The organism is Rhizobium sp. R693 (assembly GCF_002211315.1).
Classification (GTDB): Bacteria; Pseudomonadota; Alphaproteobacteria; order Rhizobiales; family Rhizobiaceae; genus Rhizobium.
The window spans coordinates 18844-44975 of sequence record NZ_LOKY01000004.1 but is presented as its reverse complement, the minus strand read 5'-3'; the positions used below and the strand labels follow the sequence as shown (position 1 = coordinate 44975).

Genomic DNA, 26132 nt, shown 5'->3' with positions numbered 1-26132 from the left:
GCGCATTGGGCGATAAACGCGGGATCGACCTGGGTATCGAGACATTTGGCAACAGACCGCGTTCGGCGTAGCGACGAAACGCTACCGGGGATGCGGCAGGTAAAGCAACTTCCTGGGTGAGAGAAGGAAGAGACCTGTACCTGCGATTAATACCGTGATGCGTGGCCTTCGCACGTCGCGCCAGTTTGGGAGAATAAAATGCGCGCTGCAGTTTGGACAGGTAAGGAACAGCCTGTTGTTGTGGAGGACGTCAGCCTAGGTGAAGTGCAACCGAACGAGGTCCGCGTGAGGATCGCTGCAGCGGGCGTATGCCATTCCGACGTTCACATAACGCGAGGAGACTGGATAGGAATTGCAGCGCCTCTCGTGCTGGGTCACGAAGGGAGCGGAACGATCACCGAGGTAGGCCATGACGTGTCAGACTTGTCCGTCGGCGATCATGTGGTCCTTTCATGGATCGCGCCCTGTGGCAAATGTAAGTCCTGCCTGAATGGGCGGCCGACGCAGTGTACGACCCACGCTAACATGGTTTCCGCCTGTGGCGTTCTTCACGACGGCAGTAGCCGCCTGTCATGGCATGGTCGGCCACTTTATCACTATTCCGGAGTCTCCTCCTTTGCCGAGGAGGCGATTGTTCCGGCGTCCGGCGCCATCAAGGTGCGCAAGGATGCACCACTGGACGTCATCTGCATAATCGGCTGCGCCGTTGCCACAGGAGTCGGGGCTGCAATCAACGTGGCTAACGTCCGTGCGGGATCGTCCGTCGTGGTTATCGGTTGCGGAGGGGTGGGCCTTAACATTGTACAAGGTGCCCGCATCGCAGGCGCATCGACCATTGTCGCGGTGGATCTTCGTGCGGAGAAGACAAGCCTTGCCCGCAAGTTCGGCGCTACGCATGAAGTCGATGCGAGCAAAGTAGATTGCGTCGACGCTATCCGTGAAATTCTGCCTGACGGCGCTGAATTCACCTTCGACGCGATCGGCGGGAAGGCGACAGCGGAGCAATGCATCGCTGCCCTGGCGGTCGGGGGGATAGCAACCATGGTGGGTATACCGCCGACAGGGTTGAAAGCCGAGTTCGAACCACAGCGCTTGGTAGATCTAGATCAGCGCATCTTAGGCGCGAACTATGGCGGGATCGTTCCAGCACGTGACATCCCCAGACTCGTCGATTGGTACATGGAGGGCAAGCTTCTACTCGACGAACTTATCAGTGCGCGCCGACCACTAGACGAAACTGAACAGAGCCTGCGCGACCTGGCGTCAGGCTCGGCATTGCGCCAACTCCTCATACCTTGAGCTCGGAGCGGTCCAGAATGAACTACGGACGGAATCTTATTGAAGGAAAGTGGGTCGAACCACACGCAGATGGGCAGATCGACCTGATCGACCCGACAAACGAACAAACATACGGGTGTACACCGTCCTCCAACGATGCCGATGTGGATTCCGCGTTTCGCGCGGCTGAACGCGGTTTCTCTACTTGGCGGAACACCACGCCGGCGGAGCGCCAGCGAGCGCTCCTACGTATTGCCGATGGGATGGAAGCGCGTGCCAATGAATTCGCCGACGCGGAGTCTCTCGACACCGGCAAGCCAAGAGCAAAGCTGGTCGAAGAAGAAATCATGCTTTCGGTGGACCAGCTTCGCTTTTTCGCAGGGGCGGCGCGGAATCTGGAAGGAAGGTCGGCAGGGGAGTATCTGAAAGACCACACTTCGATGCTCCGGCGCGAGCCAATCGGCGTCGTAGCACAAATCGCACCATGGAATTTTCCGCTGAATATGGCGGTGTGGAAGATCGCCCCTGCGATCGCAGCGGGAAATGCAACTGTTCTCAAGCCCTCTGAAACCACGCCTTCAACTGCGATCCTGCTTGCCGAGATAGCGGCGGAACACCTGCCGCAGGGCGTATTCAACTTGGTTCTCGGTGGCAGGGAGACAGGTGCCGCAATGGTGCGCCATCCGATTCCTCAGCTCGTTTCGATCACGGGCTCGACGCGCGCCGGTCTTGAAGTCGCCCGGTCCGCTTCAGCGGATCTAAAACGGGTTCATCTCGAGCTTGGGGGAAATGCTCCTGTAATCATCTTCCGCGACGCGGATCTAAATGCGGCGGCAGACGCCATAGCTATGGCTGGGTTCTTTAATGCCGGCCAGGATTGCACGGCGGCAACGCGTATCCTTGTCGAGCAATCGGTGCATGACGAGTTTCTTACGCTGCTATCTGAAAAAGTGAAAAACAAGGCTACCACAGGAATGCCCTCGGACCCCGAAGTACTGTACGGGCCGGTAAATAACGAACGTCAGTTCCGTCACGTTAAGTCGTTCGTGGAGGACCTGCCGAGCCATGCCAAGGTCGTTGTGGGCGGAAAGAGCCCTGGCGGGTCGGGGTACTTTTACGAAGCAACCATTGTTGCCGGGGTGAAGCAGGAAGACCGTATCGTTCAAGAGGAAATCTTCGGACCCGTCGTTACGTTGCAGTCCTTTGCGGACGAGGCGCAGGCGCTCAGATATGCCAATGGAACTTCCTACGGATTGTCGTCGTCTGTATGGACGCGGGATCACGGCAGAGCCATGAGAATGTCCAGGTTACTCGATTTCGGCTGTGTTTGGATCAACACCCACATTCCCGTCGTGGCCGAGATGCCGCACGGAGGCTTCAAGCACTCCGGCTACGGGAAAGACCTGTCGGCATACGGTTTCGATGAATACACCCGTATCAAGCACGTCATGTCCTACATCGGATAACTCGCAAAACGGGGAGCAGTTAAATGAGATAGCGCAAACTCAAACCGCATCAAACGCCAGATGTCGGACGTGCAAAACCGAATTCGTTGCAGCCGCGATTGATAGGCGAAACGTTAGGACATTCACGTCAGCAAACCGACGCCAGAGCCTGAGTTTGCGCGTGGAAGCCTCCGGTGAAGGTCCGCTGGAGGAACTAGAACAAAAGACGTGCTCAAGCACGCACCTTTGAGAACAAGATCAATAAGGGGATCACTCACATGTTTGACAAGAAGTTCACTCGCCGATCCTTTCTTGCCGCCGGCACCGCGGCCGCCCTCGTCACACCCTACGTGCGACCATCCTGGGCCGAGCCGGACAAGTTGCGCGCCCTGATGTGGGAAGGCTACCTGCTGCCCGATTACATCAGCGCCTTCGAGGACACCCACAAGGTTAAGTTCGTCCCAACCTTCTTTGACGGTAATTCCGAAGCATACAACAAGCTTCGCGTCGGAGGTTCGAAGGAGTTCGATCTTGTCCAGGCCGACGGCTTCTGGCCGCAGTTGTATTTCCGTGAAAAGCTGCTGCGCGAGGTCGACTATGCCAGGGTACCCAACTCTGCCAGCTACCTGCCGGAATTCAGCCAAGGAACCTTCAAACTGCTCTCCGATCCAGAGTCTGGAAAGAAAATTGGTTTCCCATTCTGCTGGGGCGCCTACGGCATTACCTATAACGCCGCCAAGGTAGCACCGGAAAAGACTGAAACGCTGGAATGCATGTTCAACCCGGAATATTCCGGCATGTTGTCGACCAGCTCCCGCTTTGAGGAAAATATCGCACTCGCAGCCCTTCTGGTCACCGATCGCATGGGTAGCCGTTCTAACCCGCGGCCTGATGGTAAGCGTTTCAACCCTTACGTTCTGACTGATGCAGAGTTGGCGGAGGTCGAGAAGCTGCTGATCCAACAGAAAAGTCTACTGCTGACCCGCTACCAAGACTTCCCGACGCTGTTCCAATTGTTCCAGAGCGGAGCGGTCGTCGCGGCCACCGAATTCGCCCAGGTCTTTCGCCAATTGCTGACGGCAGAAGACCAGGGTGCTGCTCCCACAGATTTCCGCCACACGTTGAAGATGAAGGAGGGCGGCTTGGGCTGGGTCGACACCTGGTTGATCACCTCGGGGGTCGCCGATGGCGCTAAGTTCGAACTCTGCAGCAGTTTCATCGATCTGATGATCTCGCCGAAAGTCATCAAGAAAGTTGCCGAGGCTTCGGGTTGCTCGACCACGATCGATTTGCGTTCCATCTCGACCGAAGCGGAGCGAAAACTCTTCCTCATGGACCGCTCGAGCGAAATCGCCGACCTCTTTATGTTCGATCAGCCATCCTCCCCTGAAAAGTGGGAACGGGTATGGTCGAACGTACAGGCGGCCTAAACGCTTACTCTATTCTCCCAAGTCCGGCGTCCGGGGCAACGTCCTGCGGGCGCCGCCGTCAGCACAGGTCATTTCCATGAGCCACAGCGGTTCCTATATCCGTATCGACAATATCTCGCGCCGTTACGGCTCGGTGAGGGCGCTTGAAGGCGTCTCCCTCGACATCGCCAAGCACGAATTCATCGCCATTCTCGGCCCAAGCGGCTCGGGCAAAAGCACGCTGCTGCGCCTCATCGCGGGTCTCGACCAACCGACCGAGGGTCGCATCCATTTTGATGGCAAGGACGTGACGGAGCTTGCGCCGCACAAACGTGGCATCGGTATGGTTTTCCAAGAATTCCTGCTCTTCCCGCACCGGACGGTTCGGGAGAACCTCGCATTTCCGCTCCGCATGCGAAACGAACCTCGGGCGGCGATCGAAGAGCGCGTCGAATGGGTGGCGGGCATCCTGTCGCTCAACACGCTGCTCGATCGCTATCCCAGCCAGCTCTCCGGGGGGCAGCAGCAGCGAGTGGCGCTTGGCCGCGGCCTCGTGTCTCGGCCGACGCTGCTACTGCTCGACGAGCCACTAGCCAATCTCGATCGTGAGCTCAGACAGGAAATGGAGATTGAGATCCGCCATTATCAGAAGCGGCTCGGCATCCCGTTCATCTATGTCACGCATAACCAGGAAGAAGCACTTTCGATGAGCGACCGCATTGCTGTCATCAACAACGGTCGGCTAGAGGCACTTGGCGAGCGGCAGGCAATTTACGACCACCCCGAGACGCCCTTTGTCGCCCGTTTCGTCGGAAAGTCCAGCAAGTTCCAGGGTTCAGTCCTTCCCGACGGAAAGTCGGTCCGACTCACGCGCTACGATCATGAATTCGCACTGCCTACGGGCAGCATCTTCAAGTACGGTGATGCGATTGACATCTTTGTGAAGAACGAACGTTTCGACCTGGACCGCAAAGCGAATGGCGGCGCCGGGATCACCTGCACAGTCATCGATGTAGTGCTGCGCGGACCGTTCCTAGAATATGTGCTGGAGACTGACCGCGGCGACACCCTCATCGCCGTCAAACCGAAACGCAACGAACCACTGCTAGCTCGGGAACGCGTACTGCTTTCCTGGAACCCGGCCGATTGCCACATTTTTCGTGCGGGGGCGTGAAGATGGCGAATGATAGGCTCCAACGCCGGCTAATGCTCGACATTCCCACCGGGTTCCTGTTTCTCTTCTTCGTCCTGCCGCTCATTGCGCTCGTCGTACTCAGCTTCTGGCAAACGGAGAACTACAAGATCGTCCGCGATTGGACGCTCATGAATTACGGCACGCTCACAACCGAGGGCGCCTATCTCACCTTCTTCGCCCGGTCACTGGCGATGGCGGTCGGTGTTTCAGTGATGCTGGTCACGGTTTCCTGGCCGGTCGCCTATTTCATCGTCCGCTATGGAGGGCGCTACAAGGTCATCTTCTCATTGCTTTTGGTGATTCCATTTCTGTCAGGCGAGGTGCTGCGGCTGATCGCGCTGCAGGGCATGCTGGGACCGGCAGGCCTAGTCAATGGAGCGCTCGTCCACATGGGGGCGGCACCGCTGAGAATGATCATGTATTCCAATGTGGCATCCTTCATCGCGTTCGTCTATCTATACCTGCCACTGGTGGTGACGACGATCTATCTGTCCCTGATCAACTTCGATTTCCGGCTGGCCCAAGCTGCGAGCGCTTGCGGAGCCAATCGCTTCCAGGTTTTCCGCGAGGTCGTCTGGCCGCTCAATCTGTCCGGGACTGTCGTGGGTTTCATGTTGAGCTTCATACCGACGCTGTCGGCGTCGCTGGTTCCGCGTTTCCTCGGGGGCCCCAACGGTACGCTCTACGGTATGTCGATGGCGCAGCAATTCGGCGAATCTGGCACATGGGCGTTGGGGTCGGCAATGGGCGTAGTACTATTCCTATTCTCAGGTGCGGCACTCGCCATATTGGGCTTCGGCGTGGACTTACGCCGCACGGGCTTCACTGGGCTTGGGAGACAGTAAGATGAGACCGCACTTTACAGATGCCATCATCAAGTGGAGCCTCGCGGCATTGCTGATTTTGGTCTTTGCCTTTCTCTATATGCCGATCGTGCATATCCTCTTCGCCTCGCTGTCGAGCCAGCCGAATTTCCCCTATCCGCCGGAGTTCAACGTGGCAAGCTATGTGCGGCTCTCGACCAACACGGTCTACCAGAGCGCCTTCGGCAACAGTCTAATTCTCGCGTCTTGTACCGCCGTGCTTTCGACAGTACTCGGCTTTCTCGCCACCGTTGGGGTGCTACGATTCGGTGGCACGCGGGCGCTATTTTACGCGATTCTCTTTGCCGCACCGCTCTTCGTCTCGGAGATCTTGCTCGGCGTCTCTAGCATGGCGCTCTACTATCTGCTGTTCGAAATACAGGGCAACATGCTTACGGCGATCATCGCCAACACAGTGCATTGTTTTAGCTTCTGCTTCCTCATCATGGCGGCGCTGCTCTATAAATACGACTGGCGAATGAACGAGGCGGCGATCGTCTGCGGGGCCTCCCCTTTCCGGTCCTTCATCGAAGTGATGCTGCCAATCACGTGGCCCGGCATAATGGGAAGCCTGATCACCGCCTTCGTGTTGTCGCTGAACGGGCTTGATGTGTCGTTCTATCTGTTGGGTGCGACGCCAACCATGCCGTCGGTTGCGTGGGGCGCGCTGCGCTACGGGGTCAAACCGGAGCTCTATGCGCTATCGACCCTAATCAATCTCATTGTCCTTGCGCTGATCATTGGCCTGCTCATCTCCATCAGGATGCGGGCGAGGGCCGGTAAGGTATAGGAACGGAGGGAACGTGATGAATGCTCCAAATAGTGGGGAATGTGTATTGTTGGGCATTCGTTGACCACTGCGTTTTCGCCGGAAGTTCGTTCGCCGCCGGCGGAAACACTCATGCGCGACGGCTTCAATCGCTAGATTATCGACACGCTTACGCCTGTAATCGCAAGCAGGAAAAACAGCAGTCGCGCAACCCACACAAATCAGTCAAAAGCCGCAGCCCAACCATCGCGTCGTGGGTCACTGGCTGCGATTTTCAATCCGTCTTCCTGGATCTTGATAATCTCCAAACTGCAAGGGCCTTCCAGTGTGCCGACTGTCTTTAGATTATGTCCGCGACTTTTTATACCTGCCTTCACCTCCTCGGGCATCTGATTTTCGACGGTCAGGGTGTTTTGCCCGCCATGGGGCCAGTTAGCGCTCTGTCCGCACTGATCACTTGACCAGCGTGGCGCCTCGGCCACTGTCTGAGGATCCAGGCCAAGATCAATAAGGGCAACTATAGCTTGGAAATTTACCTGAACTTGGTTGTCGGCGCCCGGAGTGCCGAGCACTGCTCTCACCTTGCCATCCCTTAAAAGAATGGGAGCATTCATCGTGTGGCGCACCTTCTTGCCCGCAACAAGTGCGTTGGGATGCCCGCTGGTGAGATGCCAGCAACACATCCGATTGTTCATCAAAATGCCCGTTTGAGGAAGCATGACGCCCGATCCGAATGTCGCGTTGAGGCTTTGAATAGCCGACACAACCTGCCCCTCTCGATCGGCAACGCAGAAATATGTGGTTTCCGTTGTCTTTTCTGGCTCCGCAATTGGTAAATCGGCGGCCACGTTCATGTCGATCTGGGATACAAGCTTGGCGAGCCGGTTCTGATCGAGCAAATGACCTAGGTCGAGATCAACGTAGCGGGGGTCGCCTGAGAACCTTTCTCGGTCCAGGAATGCGAGCTTTTTAATTTCTACCATCAGATGGATTAGCGTGGCGGGATCATTCCGCGCTGCCGCCAGATCGCAAAGGTCGAGCATCGCCAATTGTTGCAAGAGAGTGAAGCCCGTCGAAACAGATGGCGTCTGCAGGATCTCATAGCCGCGGTAATGACCTTTGATCGGCTCACGGGTGCACGATTCGACGGCAGCCAGATCTTCCGGTGTAACCAGCGAGCCTAAGGCCTGCAGGTCCTGTGCAATCACTCTCGCTAGGCGTCCTCGATAAAAGCTTTCTGGACCTTCTTCCGCGAGTGCTTCCAAGGTTTCTGCCAGGCGCGGGTTCGCGACCCGCGAGCCGATGTCTGGTACTGTTCCATTCAGCAGGTACGTCGAAGATGCAGAACCTTGCGTGGCGAAGCGCCAAGCGTCCGTCTTCGCGGACCTTCGGTAGGTGTGGCCAACGGGAACGCCCCGCCGCGCGAGTTGGATGGCAGGTTCGGCAAGCTCCTTGACAGACTTACGGCCGTGCCTTGTGTGCATTGCGAAGAGCCCTGCAATGCTTCCCGGTGCAGAAATCGACATGGGGCCATTATCCGGTATTCCCATTGGATAGGTGTCGGTGCGAGCTGCTAGCGGAGCACACCCGACACCCTCGTACACATATCCCTGCCCGTCGTGGATGTGATAGAAACCGTCGCCACCAATGCCCGACATGAAGGGTTCGGCAACACCAAGGCACAGAGAGACCGTAAAGGCCGCATCAACAGCATTTCCTCCCGACTTTAGAACATCCAGTCCCGCTTGAGTTGCTGCGGGGTGATTCGTAGCCACGGCAGCGTTCCCCATGATAAGGGGCCGCCAGGTGCGGACTGAGCTCACTGAATCTTTCCTCCACGCTCGCCAATGTCCCAAAAAAGCCCGGTCATGTTTCGCAGCGCGTCGTGTACCAGCGGCGAAAGGACATGTTCGTTCGGCGCGTGCTGGCAGCAGCCGGCATAGCTATGGGGAATCCAGATTGTCGGTAGGTTGAGTATCTCGGTGAAGGCATCATTGGGAAGCGAACCCGCAAGATTTGGCAGGATGTCCGGCCTCATGCCACTTGTCGCGGAAATTGAAGCGACGACGAATTCGACCCAAGGATGATCCGGTGCAAAACGAGTGGCGGCAACCGCATCTTCGCGTCGTCCAACGAGCTGAACCGCCTTGTAGCCATTATCGTCCAGGTGGCGGCGTAATGCCGGCAATATTTCGGCTGGATCAGTTCCTACCACGTACCGAAGTTGGCAGGTGGCAACCGCACTTCCGGCAATAGCGTTCTGTGGCGAAGCAGGGTTGCCCGAATGTATGCTCAGTACCGCGAAACTATTCCATCCAAACGCCCGTTCGATCGGTGTTAGATCTTCTTCGCCCCAGTCGTAATCAATCGAGGGGCCGTCTACGAGGAGTGGCAGCGACGCGATCGATGTGCGGAAGTCGTCGGTCAAGCTCGTCGGTCGCCATTCCGAAATTCTTATCTGCCCTCGCGCATCAGTAATGCTCGAAATTGCGTGGGACAGGATAATCGCGGGGTCGGCGAGCAGTCCACCAAAGTTTCCCGAGTGATAGGCGCGCTCGCGCAGATTAACCCGTAACTCGAAATTGAGGGCCGCGCGGGATCCCATGAATACGGTCGGAACGCCGCTGCGGAGGCGAGGACCATCCGATGCAATCAGTACGTCTGCCGAAAGTCGGTCTGCATTTGCCTTGAAAAATTTTCGCAGTCCTGGGGAGCCTATCTCCTCCGAGGTCTCTATCACGAGCTTAACATTGAAGCCGAGACTTCCCTTCTGCTGCAAGATTGCAAACAGGGCTTGCAGATTGATCAGATGTTGAGCCTTGTTGTCAGCCGTTCCTCTGCCATAAAGGCGGTCGCCCTCGACGGTTAGGACATATGGATCGAGCCCCTCTCTCCACGACCGTGTGTCGGGTGCACAGACGTCGCCGTGACCATAGATCAGAACCGTACCAAACTCAGGGTTTTCGATCCGGTTCGCAAGCAAGATTGGAGAGGCGTCCGCTGTCGCTTCTATTGACGTGACAAAACCAAATTGATCAACCAGTGAGGTGATCATGTCCAAGTACCGACGCAGCTCTCCCGCGAAGGCCGGGTCTTGGCTTTCACTTCTAACGGCAATGAGGGAGGCAAGGTCGTCGTTAAAGCTGTTTCGGAAATAGCAATCAATTTTGGCGATCGCCTGATCGCGACCTCCTTGATCGGCCGAATTGGTCATCGCGGTCTCCCAGATATTCTACCAGGTTGTCTTCAGACTAAATCAGGACCGCCAAGGTAAGGCGAAGCCGACTTCGGTTGCTCGTCGAATCTCGGAACCTCCCAACCTTGCCCCGGCATGGCCGCCAAAAGCTGTTTCGTGTAGGGATGTTGAGGGTACCCGAGCACGGTTTCGACCTTTCCCCGCTCGACAACCTCTCCGTTGCTCATGACGATAAGTTGATCTGAAACTTGGGCAGCTACCCGCAAGTCATGAGTGATGAAAATCATCGTGAGGCCCATTTTCTGTTTGATCTCCTGAAGAAGATTGAGCACGTCGCGCTGAACCGACACATCGAGGGCAGAAACGGATTCGTCAGCGATCAGAACCTTCGGCTCTACCATCAATGCTCTTGCGATACAGATGCGCTGTCGCTGTCCACCGGAGAACTGCGGAGGATAGCGGTTCAGCGCATCCTGATTGAGCCGCACGATCCGAAGCAATTCCCGCGCACGTTCGATCGCGACTTTTTTCGGCACTCCGAAGTTGGTCGGTCCTTCGATAAGCTGGTCACATATAGTACGGCGCGGGTTGAGGGAGCCGTACGGGTCTTGAAAGACGATCTGGATATCTTTGCGACGGCTGCGCAGTTCCTTCTTCGAAAGCGTCAAAAGGTCTGCGCCGTCTACGACTACCTCGCCGGTGTCGGGATCCGTGAGCCGCATCAGACAGCGCACGAGTGTTGATTTGCCCGAGCCGCTTTCGCCAACGATGCCAAGCGTTTCGCCTTTTCTTACCTCGAAACTGATGTCGCGAACAGCCACAACGGACGACGATCTCCCCAAAAAGCTGGCGGCCGTGTGAAAGCTTTTGACAATCCCTGTTACCTGTATCACGACTGGAAGATTGTTCTCGAACGGCGCGCTTTCTTTCGTTCTTCGCGGGACGGCCGAAATGAGCTGACGCGTATAGGCGTGGGTCGGCCGGTTCAGAACTTCATCGGCAGCACCTTGTTCGACGATCTTGCCATTTTGCATGACCACAACCCTGTCGGCGATTTCCGCGACGACGTCGAAGTCGTGCGTCACGAATACGATACCAGCGCCATGACGGTTCTTGAGGTCCTTAAAGAGGTGGAGGATTTGCGCCTGGGTGGTAACGTCCAAAGCCGTGGTAGGTTCGTCGGCGATCAGGACAGTAGGATCAAGGGCGAGTGCCATCGCGATAACAATACGCTGTCGCTGCCCGCCCGAAAGCTGATGAGGGTAACTACGGTAGATTCGCTCTGGATCGGGCAGCTTGACCTCACTAAACAAAGCAAGCGTACGTGCCTTTCTCTCGGCACTTCCCATGTTCGCGTGCTGCTGGAACACCTCGGAGACTTGATCGCCGACAGTGAAGCAGGGATTAAGCGCGGTCATCGGCTCCTGGAAGATCATGGCAATTCGGTTGCCACGTATCTTGGCCAACTCACGCTCTTTCAAGGACAGCAGGTTCACACCGCCAAGAAATATTTCGCCAGACGTGGGGACGAGCGCTTTCGGCAAGAGGCCCATCGTCGCAAAGCTCGTCATCGACTTTCCAGACCCACTTTCCCCCACGATGCAGACGATTTCCTGAGGACGGACGTCGAGGCTGAATGACTCCACCGCATAAGAACGATCGCCACCTCGCGGCAAAGCAATATTCAAGTTGCGGATCGACAAAACGGGTAAAGTTTGCGCATCCATTAGTTTCTGCCTTCGGGGGTCGTAATATCGCGGATCCCATCACCAAACATGTTGATGGCCAGCACAAGGATAAATAGCGATGCACCTGGAATGGCGATAAGCCAACTATTGAAGAGCAGCATTTCCTTGCCCTCCGAGATCATCAGGCCCCAGGACGGCGTCGGCGGCTGCACTCCCAGCCCGAGGAAGGATAATGCTGCTTCCAGGATTATCGCATGCGCCATTTCGATCGTGCAGATGACGATCAGGTTGTTGGCGATGTTGGGCAGGATGTCTTTGATCAGAATGCGGGGCAGGGGCGCGCCAAGGACCTCGGCAGCGGCGACATATTCATGGTTTCTGACCTGCATCGTCGCGCTGCGGATAACCACTGCGGCACGGTCCCATAGAAGCAGACCGAGCACGGTTGTAATAACGAACAGAGAGCCGCCAAAAAGCGAGACGATTGCGAGGGCGACAAGCACGACCGGGAGAGCGAGTCTCACATTGATGATAAAGCGCACAACAGCATCTACGCGCCCGCCAAAATAGCCGGCGAGGATTCCGAGCGTCGTGCCTATCAGCGTTGACACGGAGGCAGCAGTAAAACCAATCATTAGCGAGACGCCTGCACCGAACAATAGGCGCGAATAATAATCGCGGCCGAGCGCGTCGGTGCCAAGCGGATGATCCCACGAACCACCGAGAAAAACTGGAGGCCGCAATCGCGCTGCAAGGTTCTGCAAGTATGGATCGTGCGGGGCAATGAGCGGAGCGCTGATCGCGAGAATGACTATGGTCAGGAGGATAGCCCCTGATAGGAGAAATCCGGGATGGTGCAAGGCATGAACAATCATCAGCCGCCGCGGCGACGAAATGGTAACTGTCTTGGCTGGAGTCGTCATGTTTTTCGGAGCCTCGGATCGAGCCATGCATTGAGCAGGTCGGCAACAACCGTGAACACGATGTAAAACATGGAGAACACGAGAATGAGCGCCTGCATAGTCGGTATGTCATTGCGAGCGATTGATTGCCAGGCTAGCAGGCCGGCTCCCGGCAGCGCGAACACCGACTCGACGATGATTGAGCCGCCAAGCATGAAGCCCATCTGAACGGCAGCGAGGCTCACTACGGGAATTACGGCGTTGCGCAAGGCATGCTTGAAGAGAATTTTCCTCGGCGACAAACCCTTGGCCCTGGCGGTGCGTATGTAGTCCGAGGTCAGCACCTCCAGCATGCCGGCGCGCGTCAGCCGCATCAACGCCGGTGTCGCATAGTATCCGAGCACGACCGTCGGCATCACGAAGCTTTGCCAGGATTTGGCGCCGGATGCGGGGAGCCATCGCAGTTTGATGGCGAAAACAACGATCAGAATAAGACCGAACCAGAAACTGGGAATGGCCTGCCCCACTACAGCGAGAGAAAGAGACAGCCGATCGAAGAAGGAATTCGGCTTGACCGCAGCAACGATCCCGAGCGGAAGCGACACGACGAGTGCGAATGTAATGCTCAGCAACCCCAGTAGCATGGTGATCCCCAGGTGTTGAGCCAACAACTGAATGACAGGGAGCTTGAAATAATAGCTGTAGCCAAGGTCACCTGTCATGGCGCGGCCCAGCCAATCGAAATATTGAATGATCACAGGGCGGTCGAAACCGTACTGCATTTTGATTTGCGCGATGTTCTCCGCACTTGCGCCCTCGCCAGCGATCGCGATAGCTGGATCGCCTGAGAAATTCAGCATGAGGAAAGTGATGGCAGAGACGGTTACAGCCACAAAGAACGCCATCGCCAGCCTGCCAGCTAAAAACCTGATCATGTAACGACCTCCCTGTTCCATGGTGACGAGATGGTGAGCCGTTGGCGAAGCTCACCATCCGGAACGGTTAGTTCCATGCCATGTCAAAGAAGCGAAGTAGTTCGTCGGGTGTTGGCTCGAACTTCAGATCCTTCGACAGCGCGTAACTCACTGTATAAGACCAGAGCGGAACGACGTATGCCTGATCTGCGATCCGGTTGAATGCCCGGGAATAAGCCGCCTTCCGCGCCCCTTCATCGACGGTGGTCCCGCCCGCTTGGAGGTCGCCAGCAACGACTTTATCTTGCGCATAGTCCTGACTGCTAAGACCAAAGTAGATAGGCGTGATGGCCGCGACATCAGCTATTGAGCTCGATCCGTCCGTAAGGAAAGAGATCGGCATTTTTCCTTCAATTCTTTTAGATGTCAGGGCGGAATACTGCAATATCTCGGTACTGACGCCGATTCCGACGGAAGCCAGATTGCTCACTATCGCCTCGGCCAGAGGGCGATCCCGGTAGACACCCATTGCCGTTTTAAAGCCGTCCGGGTAGCCTGCCTCCTTTAGCAGTTCTTTCGCCTTGATTGGATCGTATTCATAGCTCTGGACGTTTGTATCGCAGCCAAATTGCGCAGGATTGCAAAGGCTGTTGATGGTTTCAGAACCGCCCTGAAGAAGACCTTCGACGATCCCCTTTCGGTCAATTGCGTAGTTGATCGCCCTGCGGACACGCACGTCCTTGAGCGGACTCTGTTCAGATGTCCTGCCGGCGGCGTCAAGAGCCAGAAACCCAACGCGAAGGCCGGGCTTGCTGGTGACGTTGAATTCACCGGTGCTCGCCAGATTGTTGGCGATGTCCGATGGAAATTGCCACATGAAATCGAGGTTACCTGACATCAATTCGGCAAGCTGGGTGTTGACGTCGCGTATGGTGCGGACCTCTATCTTTTCGATAGCAGGCTTTGCCTTCGGGCCATCGAAGTAATTGGGGTTCTGCTCCAGCGTGTAGCCCGATCCCGGCGTCACTGCCGTCACCTTGTACGGCCCGGTGCCGACTGGCATTGCGGCCATGCCCGAGACGCCGACTTTTTCATAATAATCCTTTGGATACATCGGAACGAAGCCGCTGAGGGCAGCCATCGCCATCGCATAGGGTTGGGCAAGATGTAGCCGCACGGTGTATGCATCGACCTTTTCGGCCGACTTCATCCATTTGACCCAGTCGTACAGCACAATCTTGTTCGCGGGGTCGACGATGTAGTTGATCGTGAACACGACATCGTCGGCGTCGAAAGCTTCGCCGTTGGAGAACTTGACACCTTTGCGGAGCTTGAACTCAATTGTTTTGTCGTCACGCCAAGACCACGATTCTGCGAGATCGCCTTTGAATTCGCCACTGGTTGGATCCCGATACACAAGGCCGTCGTAAATTTGGAGACCGGTGATCAACCCCTCTCGAGAGCTATCGAAATAGTAGTTCAACGTTCCGACTTCACCGTTTAAGACAATGCGCGCGACGCCGTCATCCTTTCCGGCGTGTGCCGGGGCGGATGCCGCCACACTGATCAAACCGGCAGACATGATCAGGCCAATCCATTTGTGTGTCATGGTGTTCGTTCCTCTGGAGTTTATCGGAGCATTGGAGCTCTCGCTTCTTTTGCCGTATCTGCGCCAAACTTTCACGCGCAGCTGAGCGTGCTAGAACCTTCCGCTCGCCTTGATGCAAGGTTCTGCATATCGTGCACAATGTCAACAAGATTGCATATTTTTTTGGTATCATTGCATCGTGGTATGATCAGTGGCAAAAATAGGTGAAGACTCACCCTGTGGTGGAGTCATCAGGAACTAGAGGCGTAACCGAAAAAAGTCGGGGACATGCGCGTTAAGAATTGACAGGCGATGTGAGGTTAGATGACAGAGGAAAAGGCGTCCAAGAGCACAGCATCAAAGGTACGCGACGCTATCGAGAACGACATTTTGACCGGCGTGCTTGCTCCCGGTCAGCGCATTGATGAACAATCTGTCTCCAAACGATTTGGCATTTCGCGTACACCTGTTCGTGAGGCACTGGCTCAGTTGGCCTCAGACAGTCAAGTGGAACTGCGTCCCAACAAGGGTGCATTTGTCTCAACCGTCCGTATCGATCGCTTAATCCAAATGTTTGAGGTAATGGCCGAATTGGAAGGAATGGCCGGCCGACTGGCCGCCATACGCTTGCGGATAGAGGATCGGTCTGTCCTTCAGCAAGCAATGGATAAATGCATTCGCGCTGCGTCAAGCGGTGATACCGATGCCTACTACTACGAAAACGAGGAATTTCACCGAGCAATCTATTCTGCCAGCCACAATGGTTTTCTGATCGAGCAATGCCAGACTTTGCAGAGAAGGCTAAGGCCCTATCGGCGTCTCCAGCTACGCGCCGTTAATAGAATGCGCAGCTCTCTTGCTGAACACCAAGTCATCATTGACGCGATTTGTGCTGGCGATGGCGCGAAGGCCGAGACAGCGCTTCGAACGCATGTTGTCATCCAAGGTGAGAGGTTCCAAGATCTTGTTGCATTCATGGCGGAAGCGGCCTCGCAAAATTGAACGGTTCGCGCTGAAACCGCGGGTATTCAGGACACTTGCCGTCGAAGGTCTGCGCCAACCCGCTAGAGTGTAAGGCCGCCGCTTAGAACCCACGTCACGCCCCTCGAAAAGTAGAAGCTGGTGGCCATCCGCCTGCCAGCATACATGTCGCACGTCGCCGAGATGAAAACTTATCTAGATACGGTTGGGAACCTGCCAGTTCTATCTGGGTTTCTACGGCGCTGCCCCCACTGGGTAGCGACACCGAAGAAAAAACCAAGCGTGCCCAAACTTGAAAATGCAACATGTTTGACATTGTGTACGATCATTGCAATATTGCATTTTTAGGCGGCGGGAGAATGCAATGATCGCGGGCAGTTCGAGCACATCGCCGTCATTCCTGATAGCTTTAATCGAAAGCGCTACGAAGAGTGGCCGGCGGTTCTTAGGTGGGGCCGGTCACGGCAGGGCGCCTGTTCCGTCAACGGATCTGATAAAAATTGCCGAGGAATTGCTTTCCCGTCGCGGCGAGGCTTCGGGCATTGCTCTCGCAGAGAGATTGCTCGCTGCCTATGAATGGTCTTCGACTGAGAAGCGTCTTGAGTTCCTTTTCGCGCTTGCGAACGACTTCGGACCGAACATGGAGGCGCTGACGAAGGCCCTCGATACAGTCAACAGGGATCCGTCGCCGGATCATCTAAACGCGCTTCATGCGGTTTCTGAACCGCGACGGCAGCAGCTTTTCAGGCGGATCAATCTTGCAGGAGGCGGTACCAAATCTCTCATCGCAATGAGAGAGGATCTCCTGGGCAATTTGCAGAAATATCCGGAACTCAAACGCGTTGACGCGGATTTCTCGCATCTCTTCGCGTCGTGGTTCAACCGAGGTTTTTTGGTGTTGAAGCGGATCGATTGGGAAACACCGGCCAACATACTCGAAAAAATCATCCAGTACGAAGCCGTGCACGAAATCGCAGATTGGAGCGACCTGAGGAATCGTGTGCAGCCGTCGGACCGCCGCTGCTATGCATTTTTTCACCCACAGTTGGTCGACGAGCCGCTCATATTCGTTGAAGTAGCTTTGACAACCGAGATGCCGCTGCGCATTCAGCCTCTACTGAAGATTGATCGGAAGTTCGTGCCGGAAAGTGATGCGACGACCGCCGTATTCTATTCTATCTCGAATACCCAGAAGGGGCTGAGGGGCGTCTCTTTCGGAAACTTCCTTATCAAGCAGGTCGTGCAAGACCTCAAAGCGGAATTGCCTAACCTCAGAAATTTCGCGACGTTGTCGCCCGCTCCGCGTTTCTCCAAATGGCTGTCAACTCGTGCTGGCAATGGGCAGCCTCAAATTCAGTGCGCTCCGTTGAATGCGCTAAACGACCCCGCCTGGTTTGATGACGAGAAAATGGTGGAGACCATCGGGCCTTATCTCATGCGCATGGCAGCTCTCTACTACTTGGATTCACGAGGTTCAAACGGACGTACAATAGACCCTGTAGCTCAGTTTCATTTGGGGAATGGCGCACGGCTCGAAAGCATAAATATCCTCGGCGACCGTTCGGAAAAAGGCATCGCGCAATCTCATGGGTTGATGGTGAACTATGTCTACCATCTCGCCGATATCGAGGCGAACCACGAGGCGTTCGCGGAGAGAGGCGAGATCATCGCCGCACCTCACATTCGCAAGCTTCTCGAATCTTGAAACATCAGTGTCCACACTGCCGGCTCGTTGAGCCGCATACGAGGCCATGTTGGGAGTTGAAATGAACGGAAATCTTTTCTCGTACATCCAGGATCATACCCGCGATGCTTCGAGTGTCGCGCTCGATGATACCAACGGACGCATCTGCACCTACGGGGACCTTCTGGGCCTTTCTGGGCAAATTGCAAACGTTCTCGTTGAGCGAGGCGTCCGCCCTGGCGACCGGGTAATGGTGCAGGTCGAAAAATCTGTAATGGCGGTTTGCCTTTACTTGGCGACGCTGCGTGCTGGCGCTGTTTTCCTCCCCTTGAACACGGCCTACACACATTATGAGGTGGAGTACTTCGTTCGGGACGCTGAACCGGCTCTCCTTATTTGCGATCCCTCGCACGAACAAGCATTGTCGCAGATTGCAGGGCGGGTGGGCGCGCGGATAGATACGCTTGCCGCCGATGAAAGCGGAAGCTTGTTTGAAGCGGCGAGTGTGGCTTCTCCCACGTTTCCGACGATTATAAGGCAGCCGGATGACCTGGCGGCCATCCTCTATACATCGGGCACGACGGGACGATCGAAAGGTGCAATGCTCACCCATGCGAATTTGTTATCCAACGCGCTGACGCTCGTAGAGGCGTGGAAATTTACGAAACGCGACATTCTTATTCACGCCCTTCCAATCTACCATACGCACGGTCTGTTCGTTGCGATCAACGTCTCGCTCCTGTCCGGCGCGGCAATTAAGTTTCTGAGAAAGTTCGAGCCCGACTTGATCATTGAATTGATGAAGGAGGCCACGGTTCTGATGGGGGTGCCGACATTCTATGTGCGGCTCCTGCAGAGCCCCCAACTCGATAATACCTGGTCGGGTATGCGGCTCTTTATTTCGGGGTCAGCTCCATTGCTCGCGGAGACCCATGCCGAATGGCAGCGCCGCACTGGCCACGCCATTCTTGAGCGGTATGGGATGACAGAAACCAACATGAATACGTCGAACCCCTACGACGGCGAACGAGTTGCCGGAACGGTCGGCCTGGCCCTTCCCGGCGTTTCAGTCAGAATCAGTAATCCCGATGACGGAACTCCCCTCGGTATTGATGAAATCGGCATGATCGAGGTCAAAGGGCCGAATGTTTTTGCAGGATATTGGCGCTTGCCGGAGAAGACGGCGGCGGAAATGCGACCGGACGGGTTCTTCATCACCGGAGACCTAGGTAAAATTGATCAACGCGGATACCTCCATATCTTGGGACGGGGCAAGGATCTGGTGATAACAGGGGGCTTTAACGTCTATCCCAAAGAAATCGAAGAGGAAATTGATGCGCTCCCAGGTGTGGTTGAAAGCGCCATTATTGGGTTGCCTCATCCGGATTTTGGGGAGGGTGTGACCGCCGTCGTTGTTCGTAGCCCAGGAGTGAATATCGGGGAGGATGATATCCTCGTGGCCATTCACAACCGACTTGCCAGGTACAAACTTCCCAAACGCATTCTGTTCATTGAGGCGCTGCCAAGAAACACAATGGGCAAGGTCCAGAAGAACGTTCTGCGTGACAATTTCAAGGATCTCTATCTACACCCAGCCGTCGGTTAGAGCTCAAACTAGTTTTACAGCTGCGCGGTAAACGCCCGATTGTTGCGGTGGGGAATATGTATTGACACGCGCAACGATGTCTTCGTCGAGGACGAAGCAATCGAGGAACTCCTGCCATGTTTCGGCAGACCTACGCGCGTCGCTTAGCATCTGCCTGAGTTCGTCAACGCCATCGTCTGTCAAAGCTGGCGTACTCTCGTCGTCTCCGGTCACGATGCTGATGATATTGCCATAGGTCAGGTTGTCATCATTGCTGATGATCTCCCGGAGGAGGTCGAAGTCCTCATCGAGGATTTCCGCGACATAGTCGATGGTGAACGAATCTGACAGTTGCCATCAGGCGGCCTCGGCGCAGATGATTGCCGTCGTCGGCACCCAGTTCCCGGGAAGCAGTTCTGCGAGACGATTAATCTTGTGATCCTGAATGCGGTCGAGCACGTCAAAGGGCAGGCTCTGGACCTATGTCCGGGACTAACGCCCACGGGGGTGTAGCTCCGCCCGGTGCGGCCTACTATTTTGCTCCCGACTGGAAGGAAGAGCACGTTACCGTCACCTCAAGCCGGCGAGAGGCATCCTTCAGGCCGACGGCTACAAAGGCTATGCGAAGTGATATGAGGCCGGAACCGACGGGAAACGCCGCTTCCGGGAGGCTTCATGTTGGGCGCATTGGCGGCGCGACTTCCATGATATCTGGACCTCGAACAAATCCGAGATTACACAGTTGCTTGTTGTGATGAATGATCGATGCAGCATCCTCGTACGGTATAGATAATGCGATGACTTCCTCACGTGTCGCTCCGTGAGGAAGTATGCGGATCTTAGATTTCACTTCACGGTCACGGTGAAATTCGAGCGCACTACGACATACATTGATCGCTGGCGTCCCGCAGGCGATACCGCCGACGGTCAGAAGGGATAATGCTGGGCGGAATCCTCGACTGTGATCCAGCGAAGGTCTGTGAATTCGGCAATTGCCGCCTTGCCGCCGAAGCGGCCGTAGCCGCTGCCTTTGACGCCGCCGAAGGGCATCTGCGCCTCGTCGTGCACGGTCGGACCGTTGATGTGGCAGATGCCGGATTCGATGCGCGCCGCAACCGCCATCGCCCGCTGGATGTTGCGACTGAAGACTGCCGATGACAGGCCGTATTCGGTGTCATTGGCGATACGGATTGCTTCCTCCTCACCCGAGACGCGAATGATCGGCTTCACCGGGCCGAAGGATTCTTCCGCATAAACCCGCATATCAGAGGTGACGTGATCGAGCAGCGTGGCCTCGACCACAGTGCCCGAGCGTTTGCCGCCGGCCACGAGTTTGGCGCCCTTGGCCGTCGCATCGGCGATGAGCTCTTCCATCTTCTTGGCGGCGTCGAGGCTGATCAGTGAGCCGAGAACGACATGGCCGCGCGGGTCGCCGGCCGGGAGCTGGCTGGCGCGGGCGGCGAGTTTGGCGACAAACTGATCGGCGATCGCTGTATCGACGATGATCCGCTCCGTCGACATGCAGATCTGGCCCTGATGCATGAAGGCGCCGAAGATGGCGGCATTGACGGCGCCGTCGATATCGGCGTCGTCAAGGATGACCAACGGCGCCTTGCCGCCGAGCTCGAGGAGGGCGGGTTTCAGATGCCTTCCGCAGGTCTCGGCGATGATCCTGCCGACCTTGGTCGAGCCGGTGAAATTCACCCGCCGGACGGCGGGATGGGCGATCAGCGCCGCAACGATTTCAGGCGCGTCCTCCGGCGCATTGGTAATGACGTTGATGACGCCGGCGGGCAGGCCCGCTTCGGTAAGCGCCGTGGCGATCAAACGATGCGTGCCGGGGCATTGTTCGGATGCTTTGAGGATGACTGAATTGCCGCAGGCGATCGGCATGGCAATAGCGCGGGTGGCGAGGATGACAGGTGCATTCCAGGGAGCGATCGCCAGGCACACCCCGGCGGCCTGGCGAACACCCATGGAAAGCGAACCGGATTTGTCGGAGGGGATGATTTCGCCTGAAATCTGCGTCGTCATGGCGCCCGCCTCGCGCAGGATATTGGCAGCGAGCATGACGTTGAAGCCGGCCCAGGGTGCGGTCGCGCCAGTCTCTTCGATCATCAGCTGGGTAAACTCGCCCACCTTGGAATCCATGACGTCGGCAGCCTTCATCAGGATTGCACGGCGTTGACTGGGACCGGTCTTCGACCAGCCGGCGAAGGCGGCGGAGGCGGCATCGACGGCTGCGGCGACATCGTCGAGGTTCGCCGCCGCAGCCCGGCTTGCGAGCTTCTCGGTGAAGGGATCGATGCGGTCATAGGTCCGGCCGCCGGAAGCCGGGCGGTCCGCGCCGTTTATGAGCAGGGAAATATTCATCATGGTGTCTCCTGGAAAGAGTCAGAAGCCGAGCACGTCGGCGTTGATGGATGCTTCGAGGCCGCCGTCGGTGGCGAGATTGGCGCCGTTGATCCAGCGTGCGCCGTCCGAGCAGAGAAAGAGCACGGCGGGCGCGATATCGGCGGCGGTACCTGCACGACCGACCCGGGTGATGTCGCTGTCGACCCTGGCATCGCCGAGCACGGCGCGGAACTGTTTAAGGATCGGTGTTTCCACCGGCCCCGGGCTTACCGCATTGACGCGGATACCGCGGTCCTTGAACAAGGGCTGGTGCGCCGCGCGCATGGTCCAGAGCAGCAGCAGTTCCTTGGAAAGCGGATAGCCTTCCTCGTCCCTGAGGTTGTGTTCGGCGGCGACCGCAGAGACATCGGGAAAGCCTTCAATGCCGGTCAGGATCTTTGCCCGCTCGAGATTGGCGCGCCAGCCATAGCCGGCAATGGAGGCGACGTTGACGATCGCCCCGCCTTCACGCAGGCGAGGTGCCACGGCTTCCGACAAGGCACGCAGGCCGTAGAAATTGACCGCGAGTGTCGAGACGACGCCGGTATTGCCGGAAAGGCCGGCGACATTGGCGAGCGCATCGAGCCGCGACGGAAGCTGCGCGACGATCTCGGCAACGCCCGATGGCGTGGACAGATCGCCGTTGATGAAAGCGGCGCTTCCATTGGCGGGTTCACGCACATCGACGCCGATCACCTCGGCGCCCATCTGGCCGGCCAGTTCCGCCGTGCGCGCGCCGATGCCGGACGCTACACCTGTTATTAGGATTGTTTTACCAAAAAGCATGAATGTCACCTTTCGCTGGAGAGTCCGGGAAGTAAACTGGCTCATTCCTTCCATTCGATCTTGGTGGGACCGGGCAGTTTCAGTCGGTAGCCGACGGGCAGAAGCTGGAAGTCGAAGCGACGCTCGATTTCACCCCAGAGCCCGCGTGGCAGGTAGAGGGAGAAGATCAGGGCGGCCGTGCCGAGGCCGATCAGATACCAGACGCCGGCTCCGCCGAAGAAGGTCTCGATGAGGAAGAATAGGATGGCGCCGAGGATGGCGCCTTCGAACTTGCCGATCCCGCCGACCAGCACCATGAAGATCATGTAGGCCGTCCACTGGACGCTGAAATAGGTCTTCGGCTGGAAGGTGGTGGCGGTCGCCAGCCACAGGCCGCCGGCGACTGCAATGCCGAAAGCGGCTAGCACGAAGAGCAGCCTCTTCGTCGCGGTCACCCGCACGCCGACCGAGGTCGCCGCCTCTTCATTGTCGCGGATCGCCTGCATGGCCGCGCCCGCACGGCTGCGCATCAGCATGAAGAGAGTGCCGAGCAAGGCCGCCATGGACGCCAGCGCAAGCCAGTAAATCGTTGCCCGCCGTATGCCGCTGTCATAGAGGTTGAGCGAGATCAGCGAGGTTCCGGTTTCGCCCTGGATCAGCCGGTCGAGATTGACGAGCAGGTGTGCAAGCTCGGCCACGACCCACATGCCTATCGCGAATTCGCCCCCCTTCAGCCGCAGCATGAAGAGCGACAACGGGATCGACATCGCGCCGGTCACGATCGCGGCGGCAAAGACCGAAACGAAGGGGTCGAGCCCGGCATCGGCGAGCCGAATGGTGAAATAGGCGCCGAGGCCGAAGAACACCTGCTGGCCGACCGAGACCAACCCGCCGAAACCGGCGAGCGCATTCCACATGGCGGCAAGGATCACGTAGATGAAGAGAGCCGTCAGCCTGTCGATCGCGCCGGCGCCGAGCACCGCGGGTGCGAGCGCCAGCAGGGCAAGCACTGCGGCCATCGAGCCAAGCGCCAGCCGCGAAGCTCTCGTCCAGCGTTCTATCGATATTCCGTTGGAGACGAATGTCATGTCGGGCTCCGGAGACGGGCGCGAAAATTCAGAAATGCGCCGAGCTTGTCGAGTTGAGGCATGCCGAAGCGGGACAGCCTGACGAAAAGGACCAGCAGAAACACGGCATGGCCGCCGATCAGAAAGCCTTGCGGGTGCAGCTGTGCGCCGAGCGATTGGGCGAGGCCGAGAATGATGCCGCCGGCAAGCGTGCCCCAGAGCGATCCCGCTCCGCCAATCACGGCCGCTTCGAAGGCGAAGAGAAGCTGCGGGCCGCCGGCATAGGGGCTGAAGGTTGCCCGCATGCCGAGAAAGGCGCCGGCGATCCCGATCGTCACCATGGTGATCGCGGTGGCGACGGCATTCACTCGGCGCGCATCGATTCCGACCAGCCCCGCCGTATCGGGATCTTCGGCCGTGGCGCGGATGGCGCGGCCGAGCGCAAAGCGGCTAAGGAAGAATTGCAGCGCGCCGAGAAGGAGGACCGCCGTCACCATCATCATCACGGCAAGCTTGCCGACGAAGATGTGGCCCGGCAGCTGCCAGGACGCATAGGAAAGGTTGCCGATGAAGGGCGCGAGCGACCGTGTATCGGCGCCGAACTGTTCGAACAGCAGATTGTCGATGACGATCGACAGGCCGAAGGTGGTGAGGATCGGCAGCAGCGTGCCGCCGCGGGCGCTGCGTTCGAGGATGAAGCGCTGCAGCAGCCAGCCGATCACCGCCATGACCGGCAGCACGATCAGCAGGCCGGCAAAAGGCGGAATGCCGGCCTTGGCGGCGAGCAGCCACAGCCCGTAGGCGGCCGCGACCGCCATGCTGCCATGGGCGAGATTGATGATCCGCATGACCGAAAACATGAAGGACAGGCCGCAGGCGATGACGGCGTAATAGCCGCCGAGCAGGATACCCTGGATGAGGGAATTGATCATGATGGGCTCCTTTCGCCGGCTGCCCGGTGCAGCCCGAAATAGGCCTGGGTGACGTGTTCGCGGGTGACGGCGCCAGCCGGCCGGTCGAGCACGATGCGTCCTTCCAGCATGCAGATAACGCGACTTGCGACGCTCATGGCGCGGGCAAGGTCCTGCTCGACGAGCACGATTGTTGTTCCCGATGTGAGCAGGGCCTGCAGTTGGGCATAGACGCGGTCGACGACGAGCGGCGAAAGCCCGAGCGAGACTTCGTCAAGCAGCAGGATATCCGGGTTGCTCATCAGCGCCCGGCCGATGGCAGTCGCCTGCTGTTCGCCGCCCGAGAGGTGCCCTGTCTTGGCATGGCGGCGGGGTTTGAGGTTCGGGAAGGCGTCGAGGACGCGATCGATGCTCCACTCGCCCTTGCGCCCGCAGCTCTTTCCGAGAAGCAGGTTCTCTTCGACCGTCATCTGTGAAAACAGCCGCCGGCCTTCCGGCACCAAAGCGATGCCCTTGGCGATCCGTTTGTGGGAAGGCACGGAGGCCAGGTCTTCATCGTTGAGAAGAACGTGCCCGGCAGACGGAAGGTGGGCGCCGGCGATCGATCGGAGCAGCGTCGTCTTGCCCGCGCCGTTGGCGCCGACCAGCGCCAGCACCTCGCCCTTGGCGATATCGAAACTGACGCCGCGCACCGCCTGGAGCAGGCCGTGGCGGACGTCGAGGTCGCGGATGGAGAGAAGGCTCATGCCGGCGTCCCTCCGAGATAGGCTTTGACGACTTCGGCATTGCTCATGACCGCTTTCGGCTCGCCATCGGCGATGATCCGGCCGGCGTCCATGCAGATCAGCCGTTCCGCCACCTGCAGCAGGATATGAACGATATGCTCGATCCAGACGATGCCGATGCCGCGCCGGCGCAATTCGAGGATGGTTTCGACGAGTTCGCTCGCCTCGCCATCGGTCAGGCCGCCGCCGATCTCGTCGAGCAACAGCAGCCGCGGCTGCGTGGCAAGTGCACGGGCAAGCTCCAGGCGTTTGCGATCGAGAAGGCCGAGCGTGTCGGCCGGACGGTTGGCGACGCCAAGCATGCCGCAGAGCGAAAGCGAATCCACCACACGCTCATAGGCTTCGTCGCGGCTTGCGGCATGGCCGTGCGATGCGGCGACGAAGACATTTTCGAAGGTCGTCATGCCGCTGAAAGGTTTGGGCACCTGATGGGTCCGCACCAGCCCGGACCGGCAGCGCTCCGCCGCCGTCCGGCCCGTGACGTCGGCGCCGTCGAAGGTGATGGTGCCGGCACTTGGCGGGAAGGCGCCGGCGAGCACGGAGAGCAGCGTCGTTTTGCCCGCGCCGTTCGGCCCGACGATGCCGACCGCATCGCCATCGCCCATGGAAAAGTCCAGGTTCTCCAGCACGACGAGGGCGCCGAACTGCTTGTGGATCCCTTTGGCCGAGAGAAAGGCTCCTCCCGGCCGATTTTGAGCTAGCTGCTGCACCGT

At 57.7% G+C, this 26132-nt stretch carries 21 protein-coding genes and 1 pseudogene; 10 read left to right on the top strand and 12 right to left on the bottom strand.

All coding sequences use genetic code 11. The features are described from left to right. Window positions 1-198 precede the first annotated feature (198 nt). The 6 genes from ATY79_RS05475 to ATY79_RS05450 all read left to right on the top strand — a co-directional run bounded on the left by ATY79_RS05475 (window position 199) and on the right by ATY79_RS05450 (window position 6980). The gene (locus tag ATY79_RS05475) at window positions 199-1299 is read left to right on the top strand and encodes a Zn-dependent alcohol dehydrogenase (protein WP_088703206.1); all 1101 of its coding nucleotides are present in this window, start codon (window positions 199-201) and stop codon (window positions 1297-1299) included. A 17-nt stretch (window positions 1300-1316) separates the two neighbouring features. After that, window positions 1317-2744: a gamma-aminobutyraldehyde dehydrogenase gene (locus ATY79_RS05470; RefSeq protein WP_088703205.1), complete on the top strand. Its 1428-nt coding sequence runs from the start codon at window positions 1317-1319 to the stop codon at window positions 2742-2744. A 359-nt stretch (window positions 2745-3103) separates the two neighbouring features. Then, a complete protein-coding gene (locus ATY79_RS05465) occupies window positions 3104-4153 on the top strand; it encodes an ABC transporter substrate-binding protein (protein ID WP_245312319.1) in 1050 nt (349 codons plus the stop codon). A gap of 76 nt (window positions 4154-4229) precedes the next feature. Then, a complete protein-coding gene (locus ATY79_RS05460; protein ID WP_088703203.1) occupies window positions 4230-5306 on the top strand; it encodes an ABC transporter ATP-binding protein in 1077 nt (358 codons plus the stop codon). A gap of 2 nt (window positions 5307-5308) precedes the next feature. Then, complete coding sequence (locus ATY79_RS05455; RefSeq protein WP_088703353.1) at window positions 5309-6172, top strand: ABC transporter permease; 864 nt, start codon at window positions 5309-5311, stop codon at window positions 6170-6172. Window position 6173: 1 nt separating this feature from the next. After that, window positions 6174-6980, top strand: a complete 807-nt coding sequence (locus tag ATY79_RS05450; protein ID WP_088703202.1) for an ABC transporter permease subunit — start codon at window positions 6174-6176, stop codon at window positions 6978-6980. 200 nt (window positions 6981-7180) lie between these two features. On the opposite strand, the gene ggt is transcribed toward ATY79_RS05450, so the two are convergent. From ggt to ATY79_RS05420, 6 genes are all read right to left on the bottom strand, one after another. Continuing rightward, window positions 7181-8734 carry a gamma-glutamyltransferase gene (gene ggt / locus ATY79_RS05445; RefSeq protein WP_189637961.1) on the bottom strand — a complete coding sequence of 518 codons (1554 nt, stop codon included), beginning with the start codon at window positions 8732-8734 and terminating at the stop codon, window positions 7181-7183. A 44-nt stretch (window positions 8735-8778) separates the two neighbouring features. Beyond that, complete coding sequence (locus tag ATY79_RS05440) at window positions 8779-10173, bottom strand: M20 family metallopeptidase (protein ID WP_088703200.1); 1395 nt, start codon at window positions 10171-10173, stop codon at window positions 8779-8781. 32 nt (window positions 10174-10205) lie between these two features. Next, the gene (locus ATY79_RS05435) at window positions 10206-11882 is read right to left on the bottom strand and encodes an ABC transporter ATP-binding protein (RefSeq protein WP_088703199.1); all 1677 of its coding nucleotides are present in this window, start codon (window positions 11880-11882) and stop codon (window positions 10206-10208) included. After that, the gene (locus ATY79_RS05430; protein ID WP_088703198.1) at window positions 11882-12766 is read right to left on the bottom strand and encodes an ABC transporter permease; all 885 of its coding nucleotides are present in this window, start codon (window positions 12764-12766) and stop codon (window positions 11882-11884) included. Before ATY79_RS05430 ends, ATY79_RS05435 begins: the two co-directional genes overlap by 1 nt. Further along, window positions 12763-13680, bottom strand: coding sequence for an ABC transporter permease (locus tag ATY79_RS05425; RefSeq protein ID WP_088703197.1), 918 nt, complete (start codon window positions 13678-13680; stop codon window positions 12763-12765). The genes ATY79_RS05430 and ATY79_RS05425 overlap by 4 nt, the downstream gene beginning before the upstream one ends. Window positions 13681-13747: 67 nt before the next feature. Continuing rightward, window positions 13748-15268 carry an ABC transporter substrate-binding protein gene (locus ATY79_RS05420; RefSeq protein ID WP_210421392.1) on the bottom strand — a complete coding sequence of 507 codons (1521 nt, stop codon included), beginning with the start codon at window positions 15266-15268 and terminating at the stop codon, window positions 13748-13750. A gap of 303 nt (window positions 15269-15571) precedes the next feature. On the opposite strand from ATY79_RS05420, the gene ATY79_RS05415 reads away from it, so the two are divergent. From ATY79_RS05415 to ATY79_RS05395, 4 genes and pseudogenes are all read left to right on the top strand, one after another. After that, the gene (locus ATY79_RS05415) at window positions 15572-16249 is read left to right on the top strand and encodes a GntR family transcriptional regulator (RefSeq protein WP_088703196.1); all 678 of its coding nucleotides are present in this window, start codon (window positions 15572-15574) and stop codon (window positions 16247-16249) included. A gap of 343 nt (window positions 16250-16592) precedes the next feature. Beyond that, entirely contained in the window at window positions 16593-17933 is a 1341-nt protein-coding gene (locus tag ATY79_RS05410; protein ID WP_088703195.1) for a malonyl-CoA decarboxylase, read from the top strand. Between the two features lie 61 nt (window positions 17934-17994). Next, the gene (locus ATY79_RS05405; RefSeq protein ID WP_088703194.1) at window positions 17995-19518 is read left to right on the top strand and encodes a malonyl-CoA synthase; all 1524 of its coding nucleotides are present in this window, start codon (window positions 17995-17997) and stop codon (window positions 19516-19518) included. A 442-nt stretch (window positions 19519-19960) separates the two neighbouring features. Beyond that, window positions 19961-20239 (top strand): annotated as a pseudogene (locus tag ATY79_RS05395) (transposase); the annotation flags it as partial. A 185-nt stretch (window positions 20240-20424) separates the two neighbouring features. Here the strand turns inward: ATY79_RS05395 and ATY79_RS05390 are convergent. The 6 genes from ATY79_RS05390 to ATY79_RS05365 are packed head-to-tail and all read right to left on the bottom strand — an operon-like array spanning window position 20425 to window position 26129. Continuing rightward, complete coding sequence (locus ATY79_RS05390; RefSeq protein ID WP_088703351.1) at window positions 20425-21870, bottom strand: aldehyde dehydrogenase; 1446 nt, start codon at window positions 21868-21870, stop codon at window positions 20425-20427. Between the two features lie 21 nt (window positions 21871-21891). Further along, on the bottom strand, window positions 21892-22677 hold the full coding sequence (locus tag ATY79_RS05385) for a coniferyl-alcohol dehydrogenase (RefSeq protein WP_088703350.1): 786 nt from the start codon (window positions 22675-22677) through the stop codon (window positions 21892-21894). 41 nt (window positions 22678-22718) lie between these two features. Next, window positions 22719-23744, bottom strand: a complete 1026-nt coding sequence (locus ATY79_RS05380; protein WP_088703193.1) for a branched-chain amino acid ABC transporter permease — start codon at window positions 23742-23744, stop codon at window positions 22719-22721. Beyond that, window positions 23741-24655: a branched-chain amino acid ABC transporter permease gene (locus tag ATY79_RS05375; RefSeq protein ID WP_088703192.1), complete on the bottom strand. Its 915-nt coding sequence runs from the start codon at window positions 24653-24655 to the stop codon at window positions 23741-23743. The genes ATY79_RS05380 and ATY79_RS05375 overlap by 4 nt, the downstream gene beginning before the upstream one ends. Then, entirely contained in the window at window positions 24652-25380 is a 729-nt protein-coding gene (locus ATY79_RS05370; protein WP_088703191.1) for an ABC transporter ATP-binding protein, read from the bottom strand. The genes ATY79_RS05375 and ATY79_RS05370 overlap by 4 nt, the downstream gene beginning before the upstream one ends. Beyond that, window positions 25377-26129 (bottom strand): ABC transporter ATP-binding protein, encoded by a 753-nt coding sequence (locus ATY79_RS05365; protein WP_012555840.1) that lies wholly within the window; start codon window positions 26127-26129, stop codon window positions 25377-25379. Before ATY79_RS05365 ends, ATY79_RS05370 begins: the two co-directional genes overlap by 4 nt. Window positions 26130-26132 lie beyond the last annotated feature (3 nt).

What these genes read in the sequence shown, in the direction of transcription:
- ATY79_RS05475 (WP_088703206.1), top strand. Translation starts at nt 199, where the DNA reads ATGCGCGCTGCAGTTTGGACAGGTAAGGAACAGCCTGTTGTTGTGGAG.
- ATY79_RS05470 (WP_088703205.1), top strand. Translation starts at nt 1,317, where the DNA reads ATGAACTACGGACGGAATCTTATTGAAGGAAAGTGGGTCGAACCACAC.
- ATY79_RS05460 (WP_088703203.1), top strand. Translation starts at nt 4,230, where the DNA reads ATGAGCCACAGCGGTTCCTATATCCGTATCGACAATATCTCGCGCCGT.
- ATY79_RS05455 (WP_088703353.1), top strand. Translation starts at nt 5,309, where the DNA reads ATGGCGAATGATAGGCTCCAACGCCGGCTAATGCTCGACATTCCCACC.
- ATY79_RS05450 (WP_088703202.1), top strand. Translation starts at nt 6,174, where the DNA reads ATGAGACCGCACTTTACAGATGCCATCATCAAGTGGAGCCTCGCGGCA.
- ATY79_RS05440 (WP_088703200.1), bottom strand. Translation starts at nt 10,173, where the DNA reads ATGACCAATTCGGCCGATCAAGGAGGTCGCGATCAGGCGATCGCCAAA.
- ATY79_RS05435 (WP_088703199.1), bottom strand. Translation starts at nt 11,882, where the DNA reads ATGGATGCGCAAACTTTACCCGTTTTGTCGATCCGCAACTTGAATATT.
- ATY79_RS05430 (WP_088703198.1), bottom strand. Translation starts at nt 12,766, where the DNA reads ATGACGACTCCAGCCAAGACAGTTACCATTTCGTCGCCGCGGCGGCTG.
- ATY79_RS05425 (WP_088703197.1), bottom strand. Translation starts at nt 13,680, where the DNA reads ATGATCAGGTTTTTAGCTGGCAGGCTGGCGATGGCGTTCTTTGTGGCT.
- ATY79_RS05420 (WP_210421392.1), bottom strand. Translation starts at nt 15,268, where the DNA reads ATGACACACAAATGGATTGGCCTGATCATGTCTGCCGGTTTGATCAGT.
- ATY79_RS05415 (WP_088703196.1), top strand. Translation starts at nt 15,572, where the DNA reads ATGACAGAGGAAAAGGCGTCCAAGAGCACAGCATCAAAGGTACGCGAC.
- ATY79_RS05410 (WP_088703195.1), top strand. Translation starts at nt 16,593, where the DNA reads ATGATCGCGGGCAGTTCGAGCACATCGCCGTCATTCCTGATAGCTTTA.
- ATY79_RS05405 (WP_088703194.1), top strand. Translation starts at nt 17,995, where the DNA reads ATGAACGGAAATCTTTTCTCGTACATCCAGGATCATACCCGCGATGCT.
- ATY79_RS05390 (WP_088703351.1), bottom strand. Translation starts at nt 21,870, where the DNA reads ATGAATATTTCCCTGCTCATAAACGGCGCGGACCGCCCGGCTTCCGGC.
- ATY79_RS05385 (WP_088703350.1), bottom strand. Translation starts at nt 22,677, where the DNA reads ATGCTTTTTGGTAAAACAATCCTAATAACAGGTGTAGCGTCCGGCATC.
- ATY79_RS05380 (WP_088703193.1), bottom strand. Translation starts at nt 23,744, where the DNA reads ATGACATTCGTCTCCAACGGAATATCGATAGAACGCTGGACGAGAGCT.
- ATY79_RS05375 (WP_088703192.1), bottom strand. Translation starts at nt 24,655, where the DNA reads ATGATCAATTCCCTCATCCAGGGTATCCTGCTCGGCGGCTATTACGCC.
- ATY79_RS05370 (WP_088703191.1), bottom strand. Translation starts at nt 25,380, where the DNA reads ATGAGCCTTCTCTCCATCCGCGACCTCGACGTCCGCCACGGCCTGCTC.